The organism is Microbacterium sp. NPDC058345, from assembly GCF_042723855.1.
Classification (GTDB): Bacteria; Actinomycetota; Actinomycetes; order Actinomycetales; family Microbacteriaceae; genus Microbacterium.
The window spans coordinates 374,771-386,983 of sequence record NZ_JBHXIG010000001.1; the positions used below are offsets into that span (position 1 = coordinate 374,771).

The 12,213-nt window shown below is 69.9% G+C and carries 8 protein-coding genes; 3 read left to right on the forward strand and 5 right to left on the reverse strand.

Translation table 11 applies throughout. The features are described 5' to 3' along the window. Nucleotides 1-157: 157 nt before the first annotated feature. Nucleotides 158-1,114, reverse strand: coding sequence for an EamA family transporter RarD (gene rarD, locus ACFWH5_RS01925; RefSeq protein ID WP_378831148.1), 957 nt, complete (start codon nt 1,112-1,114; stop codon nt 158-160). A 148-nt stretch (nt 1,115-1,262) separates the two neighbouring features. Between rarD and ACFWH5_RS01930 the strand changes: the two genes are divergently transcribed. From ACFWH5_RS01930 to ACFWH5_RS01940, 3 genes are all read left to right on the forward strand, one after another. Further along, nucleotides 1,263-3,194: an Hsp70 family protein gene (locus ACFWH5_RS01930; RefSeq protein ID WP_378831151.1), complete on the forward strand. Its 1,932-nt coding sequence runs from the start codon at nt 1,263-1,265 to the stop codon at nt 3,192-3,194. 18 nt (nt 3,195-3,212) lie between these two features. Further along, nucleotides 3,213-5,744 carry a LuxR C-terminal-related transcriptional regulator gene (locus tag ACFWH5_RS01935; protein WP_378831153.1) on the forward strand — a complete coding sequence of 844 codons (2,532 nt, stop codon included), beginning with the start codon at nt 3,213-3,215 and terminating at the stop codon, nt 5,742-5,744. A 130-nt stretch (nt 5,745-5,874) separates the two neighbouring features. Then, entirely contained in the window at nt 5,875-6,741 is an 867-nt protein-coding gene (locus tag ACFWH5_RS01940; protein ID WP_378831155.1) for an IniB N-terminal domain-containing protein, read from the forward strand. 463 nt (nt 6,742-7,204) lie between these two features. Here the strand turns inward: ACFWH5_RS01940 and ACFWH5_RS01945 are convergent, their stop codons facing one another. The 4 genes from ACFWH5_RS01945 to ACFWH5_RS01960 all read right to left on the reverse strand — a co-directional run bounded on the left by ACFWH5_RS01945 (nt 7,205) and on the right by ACFWH5_RS01960 (nt 12,173). Next, on the reverse strand, nt 7,205-8,830 hold the full coding sequence (locus ACFWH5_RS01945) for a dynamin family protein (protein ID WP_378831157.1): 1,626 nt from the start codon (nt 8,828-8,830) through the stop codon (nt 7,205-7,207). Beyond that, complete coding sequence (locus ACFWH5_RS01950; protein WP_378831159.1) at nt 8,830-10,704, reverse strand: dynamin family protein; 1,875 nt, start codon at nt 10,702-10,704, stop codon at nt 8,830-8,832. The genes ACFWH5_RS01945 and ACFWH5_RS01950 overlap by 1 nt, the downstream gene beginning before the upstream one ends. Nucleotides 10,705-10,732: 28 nt before the next feature. Further along, nucleotides 10,733-10,960, reverse strand: coding sequence for a hypothetical protein (locus tag ACFWH5_RS01955; protein WP_378831162.1), 228 nt, complete (start codon nt 10,958-10,960; stop codon nt 10,733-10,735). 94 nt (nt 10,961-11,054) lie between these two features. Further along, entirely contained in the window at nt 11,055-12,173 is a 1,119-nt protein-coding gene (locus tag ACFWH5_RS01960; protein WP_378831163.1) for a hypothetical protein, read from the reverse strand. Nucleotides 12,174-12,213 lie beyond the last annotated feature (40 nt).

A 12,213-nucleotide genomic window follows, 5' to 3' on the forward strand; every position in this document is an offset into this window, starting at 1 on the left:
TCCCTTGCTTAACTGAACGTGTTTCACCACGGTCGGGTGCTTTCACCCTATGCGATCGGATGCGGCGCTTCTGTCTCGGTCGCCTAACGATCCGCGGGTTCGCCGGCGCTCGAGCGAGGGGCCGCATCACCGCGATCAGAACAGTGCGTGCGGTCTCTCAGACGAGGACGATCGGCCTCTCACGCCGACCGCGACGAGCGGCGAGCACCAGGTCGACGATGAACACGGCGATCGCGATCCAGACGATGATGAAGCCGGCCCAGCGCTCCGGCGGCATGGGCTCGCCGAGCAGCGCCCAGCCGACGACGAACTGCATCACGGGGGTGATGAACTGGATCATCCCCACCAGGCTGAGATCGACCCGGCGGGTGCCGGCGGCGAACAGCAGCAGCGGCACGGCGGTGGCGATGCCGGCGAACGCGACGAGGGCGGTGTGCCACGCGCCCTCCGCGCCGAACGTGATCCGGTCGGTCTGACCGACCACGATCAGGGTGACCACGGCGATGGGAATGAGCCAGAACGACTCGAGGGTGAGACCGCTCACCGCATCCACCGCCGGGCCGATCTTCTTCTTCACCAGCCCGTACATGCCGAACGACGCGGTCAGCGACAGGGCCACCCAGGGGAACGAGCCGTAGGCGACGATGATGACGACGACGGCGACGGCCGCGATGCCGATCGCCGCCCACTGCAGGCGTCGGATCCGCTCGCGCAGCACGAAGACGCCGAGCAGCACGGTGAAGATCGGATTGATGAAGTAGCCGAGGCTGGTCTCGATCACCTTGTCATCGAGGGTGCCCAGCAGGAAGACCTGCCAGTTGATGTAGATCAGCAGCCCCGCCAGCGCCGTCCAGCCCAGCAGGCGCGGCTGCCGCACGATCGCGAGGAACGCCGGCCAGCCGCGCATCACCGTGAGCAGGAGCAGGCAGAACACGAACGACAGCAGCACCCGCCAGGCAACGACCTCCCACGGCCCCGTCGGCGCCAGAGCGATGAAGTACAGCGGCAGCACGCCCCAGATGAGGTACGCGCCGACCGTGTACGCGATTCCGCTGCGCGATGCGCCCGAGGCGCTCGACGCGCGGCCGTCGTGCACGACAGGATCAGAGGTCACTCACAGAACCCTAACGCGCGCTGCACGGCCTCAGGGTCGCAGCGGGGCACAACGGTGCTACACGGGTAGACGGCTCTTCCGCTGTCATCGGTTAAGGCCTATAGTTGCCCCATCCGAGAACTGGGTACTGGGGAAGACGGCGGATGTCATGGGCGAGTCGTTTGTACTCGCGCTCGACGCAGGCATGACCAACATCACGACGGTCATTGCCGGTGCTGGGGCGCGAGATGGGGTTGAGATCTTTCCGCTTGCGGTAGGACGCGAGTGGGGCGATATCGCCGCGCTCGCGTTCGTCACCGATGAGGGTGACGTGCGCTTCGGCGAGGAGGCGGTGCAGCTGGGGCTCGAGCGCCCCGAACGGCTGGTGCGCGAATTCACCGGCGCCGTCGGCGACCACGTGCCGATCGTGGTGGGCGGGTTCGCCGTCAGCGCCGAAGACCTGTTCGCCCGGATGGTGCTCTGGATCGTCTCGGCGGCCGCCACCGAGCGAGGCGCCGCGCCGGGAATGGTGGCGATCGCGCATCCGACCGGCTGGTCGGGCCACCGGGCCGGTGCAGTGCGCGCCCGCCTGGCGGAGCTCGGCCTCGACCGGGTCGTGCTGATGCCCTCCGCGGTCGTCATCGCCCAGCAGTACGCCTCATCGGCGGCCCGCGGCCACACCGTGGCGGTCTACGACCTGGGCGGCAGCATCTTCGAGGTCACGGCGCTGCGCGGCGGCCGGATGCTGCACGAGCCGCAGGCTGTCGACGTCGGCGGCTCCGATGTGGACGCCGCGCTGCTGCGCCACGTGCTGGCGCTGACCGGGTCCCCGGAATCGGGCGATGCGCGGCCGGACGGCTCACGTGCGGAGCTTCTGCGGACCCGTCGCGCGGTCACCGCTGCGAAGGAGGCGCTGTCGTTCCGATCCGACGCGTCGGTGCCGGTCGAGCTTCGCGGAAGCACGTCGAGCGTGCGCGTCACGCGATCCGAGCTGGAGGCGATGACCGCCCCGGCGATCACCCGAACCATCGATGCGCTCGAACAGACGCTGGACGCCGCGCAGCTGGACGCCTCCGACGTGGACGAGATCATCGTCGTCGGCGGCTCCGCGCGCATCCCGCTGATCGCACAGCTGCTCTCCGATCGGCTGGATCGCCCGCTCACGGTGCCCGAGGCGCCGCAGTCGGCCGCCGCCGTCAGCGCGGCGAAGGCCGCGTGGGCGCAGCTGTCCGAGGCCCGGACGGCCATCGAGCCGGCGCCCGCGCGGACCGAGATCGAGCACGTGCCGCAGCGCACGGCCGCCCCCGCGCTCTCGCGCCGGATCGGACCGCTGGTGCTGAGACTCACCGGCGCCAGGAACAGCATCCCCTACAGCGCCGCGGCCGCGCTGGCGGCCAGCGCGATCCTCGTCGCGGCGGGGATCGTGTTCGCGTCGACGACGCCGTTGGGCAGGGACACGGCGGTCGGGGCCTCCGGCGATGGGGAGGTGTCGTCACCGGGTCTGCTGTCGCTGTCGCGCCACGCCTCGGAGTACACGGTCGGCGAGGCGACGTCCCCGGATCGGCCGACGTCCGACCCTGGGGCCGGGGCCGAACCGGACCGCGACGACGCCGAGTCGTCGCCTCGCACGCCGCAGCGACCCGGCTCCTCGGAGTCGACGGCACCGCGGAGTGGCCGGGGCGGCGGCCGGACGGTCCAAGCGCCCGACCAGGACCTCGGAACCGGCTCCACGCCGGGCACCACGCCGGCCCCGGCCGCCCCCGCGCCGTCGAAGGCGGATCCGCCCCAGCCGGCATCCGATCCCACACCGACGACCGACCCGACGCCGACACCGACGCCGGAACCCACCACCGACCCGACGCCGGAGCCCACCACCGACCCGACGCCCGATCCGACGCCGACCCCCGAGCCGACGACCGATCCGACGCCGGAGCCGACCCAGGGCCCCGTGCCCGAGCCGACGACGGACCCGGCACCCGAGCCGACGCCAGAACCCGCGCCGGAGCCGACGACAGAACCCGCCCCGGAGCCGACGCAGGCGCCGGAACCGGCACCGGACCCGCCATTGGAACCTGAACCGGTCGGCGACGGCACTCTGTGACCAGGGCGGACCGTCACCATGCCCACCTCCCCCGCCGCGCTCACCGAGCGCCCGACGAACATCCCGCTCGCCTGGGAGCGGCAGATGCGCCCGGCCCTGGCGGCCATCGATGAACGCGCACCGCGTGCCGCCCTGGTCGGCACCGCCGGGTCGGGCAAGTCGGCGAGTCTGCAGCACCTGCACCAGATGTTCCGCAGCCGGGCGCGCGACGCACGCCTCGTGCGCGCCGACACCGTCGACCTCGAGGACATCCCGCACGAGCAGGTGCTGCTGGTCGACGACCTGCACCTGCTGCCCGACACCCACCTGCGCCACCTCAGCCGACGCACCGAGGATCCGTCGGCATCCCTGATCATCGCCCGACGGCCGTGGCCGGCACGGCCCGCCGTCCGCGAGATCGCACGTCGACTCGAGGATCACGTTCCCGCGATCGTCCTCGGGCACATCTCGCGCTCCGACCTGCTCGACCACCTCGCCCGTCACGAGCTGACGCTGCACGACACCTGCCTCGACCACATCCTGGGCGCCACGCGAGGGATCGCCTGGCTTGTCGCGGCGGCGGTGCAGCACCATGACGCGCGTGACTGCGCGCACGACGGCGCGCACACCGAGCTGGACCGGTCTCTCGCCGAGCTGATCGTCCATCGCCTCGACATGGTCGATGACGACCTCCGTCGCGCGGTCGAGGAGGCGTGCGTGGCGGCACCGCCGGATGCGCATGTGGTCATGGGCTCCGCAGACGACGCCTGGGTTCTGCAGGGCTACGCGCAGGGCCTGCTGCTGCGCGGCGGCGACACCGCGCCGATCGTGCGGCTGGCCGTGCGCCAGAGCCTGCCCGCTCGACGGCTCGTGGAGCTCTTCACGCGATTCCCGCGGGCGCTGGAGCATCGCGAGGGACTGCGCCCGCTCCGTGATCCTCGGGTCGCCGACGCTCTGATCGCTCACGCCGATCGCCTGCTGTCCGCGCAGCCCGCTCGCGCCGCCGAGCTCTACGACGCCTCGATCGAGTGCGGTGCGGACGCGGATGCCGTGTCGGCACGCCGGGCGTACGCCACCTGGTCGGCCGGCGATCTCGATCGGGCGACCGCGCTCGTCGAGGAGACGATCGCGACGGCGCCGGGCGTCGTCGACGCCACGACGACCGCCGTGTCCGCCGCGATGTGGTCGGCCAGGGCGATGATGACCCAGGCCGACGAGGTCTACCGGCTCGTCCCCCCGCGGGACGCGACAGCGCTCGCGAATGCCACGATCGCGGCGTTCGGAGTGGGTGCGGTGACGCCGCCGGCCGCGCCGCCGCCGGCGGACCGGCTCCCCTCTCCGCTCGGGGTGTCGATGGCCCTGCTGCGCAGCGGCCTCGAGACGACCGTCAACGGCTCCGAGAACGGGGAGGCGTCGCTGCCCCTGCTGGTGCGCTCGTGCGAGATGTACGCGGGCGCGCGGCACGACGAGGCGCTGTGCGAGCTGCCGGCGGTCATCGCCGCGATCGTGGCGCTGAACCTCGGTCGGCTGGCCACAGCGCAGTCCGTTCTCGACGATGCGATCGCGCGCGAGCACCGCGGCTCATGGGCGGCCAGGCGCCTGCTGCTGTGGCGGGCATGGATCGCCGTGCAGCGCGCCCATCCGATCGAGGCGCGGGACCTGCTTCGACGCGCATCGGCCACCACGTCGCCGGCACTGCCCGTACGGGACGAGCTGCTGATGCATGCGGTCCGGGTGGCGATCGCTCGACGCTATGAGGACGCCTCCGGACTGGAATCCGCCTGGCGTGAGGCGCGCGGATGCCTGCTGCGCGCGGAGATCGATCTGTATCTGCTGCATCCGCTGACCGAGCTGATCAGCGCCGCGACCCGGGTCGGCGACGCGGCGCGCGTCGAGACGCATCTCACCCGCGCTCTCGAGATCGTCGAGGCCCTCGGAGACCCTCCGGTCTGGGCGGCGCACATGCACTGGGCGGGCATCCAGCAGGGCATCCTGCTGAGCCGGCCCGACCGGCTCGCCCCGCACGCGAAGGCGCTCGTCGCCATCGCTCCGCGCAGCCGCGTCGCCGCCATGATGGCGAAAGCCGGGCGCGTGTGGACCGATGTGCTGGCCGGGTCGGTCGACGCTGACGCCATCATGGGCGCGGCCGCCGGTCTCGCCACCGTCGGCCTGATGTGGGATGCCGCGCGGCTGGCCGGTCACGGCGCCGCCCGCACGGACGACCGGCGGGTGGCTGCTCAGCTTCTCGCCTGCGCCCGCGAGCTGCACCCCAATGACGGTACGCGCCGGCCGGCTCCCGCCACCGACGAGGACGTGCAGCACGCGACCCAGGCACCGCCGCAGGAGGTGCTCAGCGAGCGTGAGATCGAGGTGGCGCGCCTCGTGCTGCAGGGCAAGACGTACGCCGAGATCGGCCAGTCGATCTTCATCTCACCGCGCACGGCGGAGCATCACATCGCGCACATCCGGCGCCGCCTCGGTGCCACCTCGCGCTCCGAGGTGCTCGCCCGGCTTCGGCTTCTGCTCGGTGAGAACGGGGTGAGCACGGGGGGTCCGGAGGAATCCCCGTGAACCCCCTATGCGGTATCGGGCAATCCCCCGATGCCCTCGCGCGAGCGTCGCGGTTACGATCCGATACAGCGGTTCTCCCGGCTGCTGGGGCAGTGTCGCCGGGTTACCGAGGAGTTGAAGGGGACTTCTGATGACATCACCGGTTGAGACCATCGCGGATGCGCTGATCGCGTTCATTCTGAGTCTCCTGAGGGATCCCGATGCCGCGGAGGATTTCGCCTCCGCACCGCAGGGCATGCTCGCCGCCAACGGCTTGGAGGGCGTGTGCATGGCCGACGTCGCGTCGATCAGACCCGTCCTCGTGGACCACCCGACGGTGGTGCGTCACGACAACCCGCCGCCGCCCCCTCCCGGCGACGACGGCGACGACGGTGCCGTCAGGGAGATCGTCCGGATGATCCAGCAGTACACCACCGTGGATGCCCGTTCGACGATCCTCGACCAGTCCGTCAATCAGAACATCTGGACGGAGGGCGGGGACGTCACCCAGCTCTTCGACCAGGACGCCGTCGTCGCGTCCGGCGACGGCTCGCTCGCCGCAGGCGACGATGCCGCGGTGGTGGACTCCGATGTGGATGTCACGATCGGCGACGTCGCGATCGGCAACGAGACCAACGACGGCAGCTTCAACCAGACCGGCGACGGCAGCTTCAACCAGGACGGCGAGGACACCGACGAGATCGAGTCCGCCGACGACGCCGAGACAGACGGTCAGACGGCGGATGCCACCGAAGGGGCCGGCGATGCCGTCTCGGACGAGACGCCCGCAGAGGCCGCCGACACGGCGACCGCCGCTCTCGACCAGGTGGTCGACACGGCGGCGGGGGCCGCTCAGCCCGCGCCGGCCTCGGCTCCCCCGGCACCCGCCGATGTCCCGGAGCCCGCCGATCTGCTCGAGGGCGACATGACCTCGGGCGGAGGCGATTCGTACGAGGCCGACGCGTCGAGCGCCGCCATGGACGACCAGCCGCTCGACGTGCCGCTCGAGGATGACTGACACGCCGCGCCACACGCACCCGCCGGTCCCGCCCCCCTCATCTGATGGGACCGGCGGGTCGGTTCCACCGTACGGCGCACGCGAGCTGCCCGCACGGCCGCCGCTGGTGAACCCGAACGCAGCTCCGGTGCTGGTGAAGGCGACTCCTCCGTTCTCGATCCGCATGGCCCAGTTCCTGTGGATCGTCAGCTTCGCGGTCGGCGGCTTCACGACGGTGTACCTGTTCGTGATCCGTCAGGAGCTGCTGCCACTGATCACCGACGTCGCGAAGACGGTGGCCGAGGGGCGCAGCGACGAGGTGTACGAATCGGCGGCGGACATCGTCTTCTGGGTCGTGTTCGCGACCGTGGTGGCGGTGCTGTTCATCCAGATCGCGCTGCTCGTGTCGTTCATGGGCAGGCGACCTCAGATCCGGTGGTGGCAGCTGCTCACCCTCGGCATCCTCGCGGTGCTGGTCGTGCTCTCACCGGAATGGGTGGCGCTGGGCGCGAGCGGCGCGCCACTGCAGCCGCTTCTTGCTGTGCAGGCCGGGCTGGTGCTCCTCGCCCTGCTCTGCAGCATCCTGCCCAAGGCCATCGCCTGGTCCGCCCGGCGCTTCGACGTGCGGCGCGGACCGCAGGGGTCGGGTGGCTCCGACTTCTGAGGCGATCTCGGCGAGGCTGCGCAGCACCGCCTGATAGACGGCGAGAGCCGCCCGCTCCGCGACCGGCGATGCGCTGAGCGCACGCCAGCGATCGATCTCGGTGGTCACCCGTTCGGCCACGTCGCTGCCGGCGGCAGCGGCCGGAAGGCCCAGCCGGGCGGTCGGCTCGATGCCCGACGCGCCGAGGATCCGCGCGGCGTCGACGGCATCATCCGCGGCGACCGGAAGCCCGTGCGCGCGCGCCTCGGCGAGCAGCGACAGCTCACGGAGCATGTGGGCGGATGCGGCGAAGCGCTCGATGCCGGCACGGATGCGGTCGGTCCCGTCCCGCGGACGGTCGCGCAGCAGCCGCTGCACCTGCAGCACGACACCGCGCGCCTTCAGGATCTCGGCGCGCGGCTGGAACTGGGCCTGCACGAACTCCTGCAGCTGGATCAGCCCGCTCTGCTGCACCAGCGCTTCGGACAGCTCCGAGGAGCTCGCCACGCCGTCGCGGATGAGCGCGGTCGCCAGACGCACGCCGAAGATGCCGAACCGGGCGAGCAGTGCCTCACGGACGGCGACGCTGAGACCGGTGACGGCGCTGTCCCGGGTGAACCGGTCGGCCGAGACCAGAAGCCTCTCCCGTTCCGCGCGCTCGATCCCCGCCAGCTCACGGAACGCGATGTACTCGCTCTCGCGCAGGGTGCGCGCGCCCTCGGCGAGCAGTCCGGCGACCGGCACGACGCCCAGGGCCAGCGTCGCCAGATCCCCGTCGCGTTCGTAGCGCTGCGCCACCCGCCGGGCGGAGAGCAGCGAGTCGATGCGCCCGGAGCCGACCTCGTCGGATCGGGAGAGCACCGCGACAGCGCAGATGCTCTGCGCGACGCCGGCGGCGGTGTCGCGGAACGCCTCGAGGAATTTCACATCCGACCCGTGCAGATGACGCATCAGGTACACCACGGCGTCCGCCGAGGACGGCGCGTCCTCCGGGGTGAGGAACCGCGTCGTGGCGGCCGAGGTGTCGGCCGAGATCGACGCGATCCCCGGGGTGTCGATGAGGATGAGCGACGACAGCCCGTCCAGCGGCCATTCCACGTCGATCCACTCGATCTCCTCGGCCGTGCGCCCGCCGAGGTCGAACACGAGCAGCCCGGTGTCGCGCCGGATCGGCATCCGTGCCACGCCACCGTCGCGCAGATGCATGGTGATGCGCGGCGTCGGCGAGTAGCGGTACCAGGTGACGATGCGGGTGCACTCGGCAGTGTCCGTCGCGGCGATCCGCTCGCCGAGCAGCGCATTCAGCAGCGTCGACTTGCCCGCCTTCACCATTCCTGCGATAGCGAGCCGGAGGGGCTCATGCAGGCGCACGTCGAGCTGATCGATCAGGGCGATCGCCTCTCGATCGTCGGCGTACACGGTGCGGGTCGTGCGCAGCAGATCCTCGGTGTCGGAGAGCACCGACATCAGCGAACCGCCCGCTCGCCGATCGCGGGCACCGGCGGTGCTCCCGCGCCGAGGGTGCGCGACGGCGCGGGCGGCAGCGGCGGAATCGCCCGGCGCACCCGTTCGAGCTCGTCGATCCTCTGCTTCAGCACGACGACGCGCTGGTCGCGTGTGGCGGTGAAACCGGTCGCCGCCTGCCTGGCACGCTGCAGCGCCTCGGACAGTGAGCTGTGCAGCTCCTCGGCGAGCGAGCCGAAGTGGTCTCTTGCGGAGCGCTGCACCACGCGGAGCCGGTCCTTGAGCTGCTTGCCGACCTGGAAGGTGACCTCGTCGATGTAGCGTCGCACGATGATCTTCGCCTCCTGCTGGCGGCGGTTCAGCCTGTTGCCCATGTCCTCGCGGTAGGCCCGGCGTCCCACCAGCACGCCCGCCAGCAGCGAGAGCGGGTTGACCAGCGCCAGGCCGATCAGCCCGGTCGCGAGACCCACCATGAGCACGCCTCCGTACGACCCGCGCACTCCGATGTAGATCTTCTCGGCGGCGCCGAGCTGACCGTCGTCCAGGCCGGCGATCTCGTCGATCGGATCGAGCACGCCGCGGATGTCCGAGACGTCGACGACTGGGATCTCCGACTCGTCCTGGCTGAACAGGTCGGCCACCTCCTCCGACAGCCAGCGCGAGCGTTCGTCGGTCCACACGAAGGTCTCTGAGACGGCCGCGGTGACGCGCTGGTCCAGCCACTCCCGGAACTGATCCCAGATCGGCCCCGGGTCGCCGTCGTCGATCGCCCGTTCGGCTTCGCGCTGCACCTTGCGGAGCCGGTCACGCACGTCGTACTCCATGTCGGCGACGAGATCCGCGATGCCGTCGGTGAGGGTGACCTGCCACCGCGCGGAGCGTCCGCGGAACTCATCCGCCTTGGCCTTGGCCGCCTCGAGCTCCGCGATCATGCGCGGCGTGTCCGACGGGTTCAGCAGTGCGTTCAGTTCGGCGCGCAGCGACATCTCCAGCTGGTCGACGACGGAGGTCAGTTCGTGCACGGCACCGCGTTCATGGATGATCTCCGCGCGGCCCAGCACCTCGCGGCGCAGGTGCGCGACGAGCGCCGGAAAGCCGGACTCGTCGTTGAGGGTGCGGTCCTGCACTTCCGCGGCGAGCAGGCGCAGGTCACTCGACACCGAGAAGATGGGCACATCGTCGGCGTCGCCGAGGTGGGCGCGGTCGATCTCCTCGATGCGACGCCATTCGGGATAGAGATCGGTCTTGGCGAGCACGGCGGCGACGTTCGGCGAGATGCGCATCGCGTGCCGCAGGAACTGCACCTCGGGCTCCGTGTACTCCTGGGACGCATCCGAGACCAGCAGCACCGCGTGCGCCGAGGAGAGCGCGGCCAGCGTGGCCAGCGAGTTCGACGACTCCAGCCCGCCGACGCCGGGCGAATCGATGAGCTTCAGTCCGCCGCGGAGGATCTCCCGAGGCAGCAGCACCTCGGCGGAGAGGATGCCGCGCTCGTTACCGGGGTTGCCGCGCTCGGAGACGTAGTCGGCCAGGTTCTCGAGGGGGATCTGGCGCCGCTGCGGTTCGGCGGCACCGGGAACCCGCTCCAGCACCCAGGCGGAGGGCTGCTCGGCATAGCCGACGGTGGTGGCGACGCTCGTCGCCACGTCGTCGTCGACGGGGCACGCCGGCGCGTTGACGAGCGCGTTGATGAGCTTGCTCTTGCCCTGCTTGAACTCCCCGACGACGATCACCCGCACCGCGGGGTCGATCAGCCTCTCCCGAGTGGAGGCGAGGCGAGTGGCCAGGTCGTTCCTGCCGGCGGACGCGGCGAGATCGCCGACGTCATGAATGACGTCGACGATCTTCGCCTCCCCCGTGGTGCGATGTTCCTGCACGGATCCCCTTCTTCCGTCTCGGACCGGATCAGCCGAACAACTCAGGGCCGCTGGGCAGGTCGCCGGGCGATGCATCGTTCGCCTGGACATCGCCTCCCCAGATCGCATCCACGTCCAGGTTCCAGTCCGATTCATCGATGTCGGCGATCTCCTGAGTGAACGCGTCGGTGGTGAACGGGTCGATGAGCCCCGCGTCTCCCCAGATCGCAGGATCGAGCTCGTCACCGCCCGGTCGGGTTTCCCAGTCCTCGGACATCGCGTCACCTCCCAGAGGTGCTCAGGAGTCTAGTGGTGCGCCCGGTCGTCCACCAGAGGCGGACGACCGGGCGGGTCAGCGACTTCTCAGCGGCTCAGAAGTCGAGCTCGTTGGCGTCCCCGAAGGGGCTGCCGACGTTGGAGTTGTCGACGTCGACATCGAGGTCGGGGTTGCTCGAGTTGTCCTGGAAGGAGTCATCCACCGACCAGTTGTCCGAGTTGTCCGTCATCGAGTTGTCCTGGAAGGAGTCGTTCACCGACCAGTTGTCCGAGTAGTCGGTCATCGAGTTGTCGGAGTTGTCCGAGTTGTCGGAGTTGTCCGAGTTGTCCTGGAACGAGTCGTTGATCGACCAGTTGTCCGAGAAGTCCTCGTTGAACGAGTCAGTGTTCCAGGTGTTTCCGATGGAGACGTCTCCGACCGTGACGGTCGTCGAGGTGTTGTCGATCGAGACGTCGCGACCGGCAGCGATGGAGCTGTCTCCCGAGGCGATGTTGCTGCTCTGGGCGAAGCCCTGGGTCACGTCTCCGCCCGTCACGGCGCCACCCGACCCGTCCCCGCCGTTCGACCCGGAGGAGGACCCGGTGGAGATGGTCTGGTTCACCGACTGATCGTTCAGCGTGGTGCGCGCGTCGATGTGGAAGGTGCCTGCGCCGGCCATGGCCGCCATGCCACCGCCGCCCGAGCCGAGGTTCATGTCGCCGAACCCGGAGTTGTACTGACGCACGCCGGTGGTCACCGAGTTGTCGTACAACGTGTTGTACGAGTCGGTCACCGAGTGGTCGGAGTTGTCCCGCCAGGAGTGGTCGGAGTTGTCCGAGTTGTCGTTGTTCGAGTCGTTGGTGGAGTTGTCCGAGTTGTCGGAGTTGTCGTTGTACGAGTCGTTCGTCGAGTTGTCGGAGTTGTCCGAGTTGTCGGAGTTGTCCGAGTTGTCGGAGTTGTCCGAGTTGTCGGAGTTGTCGGAGTTGTCCGAGTTGTCGGAGTTGTCCGAGTTGTCCGAGTTGTCGGAGTTGTCCGAGTTGTCGGAGTTGTCCGAGTTGTCGGAGTTGTCCGAGTTGTCGGAGTTGTCCGTCATCGAGTTGTCGGAGTTGTCCGAGTTGTCGGAGTTGTCCGAGTTGTCGGAGTTGTCCGAGTTGTCCGAGCTGTCGTTGCCCGAGTTCGCGATCCCCAGATTCCACTGAGCACCGAGGACATTGACGTTGTCGTCAAGAGCCATGATCCGTTTCCCTTCGTCATGAGTGCCGAGTGGCGCCTAA

Coding starts and splice junctions, on each gene's coding strand:
- ACFWH5_RS01935 (WP_378831153.1), top strand. CDS start 3,213: ATGCCCACCTCCCCCGCCGCGCTCACCGAGCGCCCGACGAACATCCCG.
- ACFWH5_RS01940 (WP_378831155.1), top strand. CDS start 5,875: ATGACATCACCGGTTGAGACCATCGCGGATGCGCTGATCGCGTTCATT.
- ACFWH5_RS01960 (WP_378831163.1), bottom strand. CDS start 12,173: ATGGCTCTTGACGACAACGTCAATGTCCTCGGTGCTCAGTGGAATCTG.
- ACFWH5_RS01945 (WP_378831157.1), bottom strand. CDS start 8,830: ATGTCGGTGCTCTCCGACACCGAGGATCTGCTGCGCACGACCCGCACC.
- ACFWH5_RS01930 (WP_378831151.1), top strand. CDS start 1,263: ATGGGCGAGTCGTTTGTACTCGCGCTCGACGCAGGCATGACCAACATC.
- ACFWH5_RS01955 (WP_378831162.1), bottom strand. CDS start 10,960: ATGTCCGAGGACTGGGAAACCCGACCGGGCGGTGACGAGCTCGATCCT.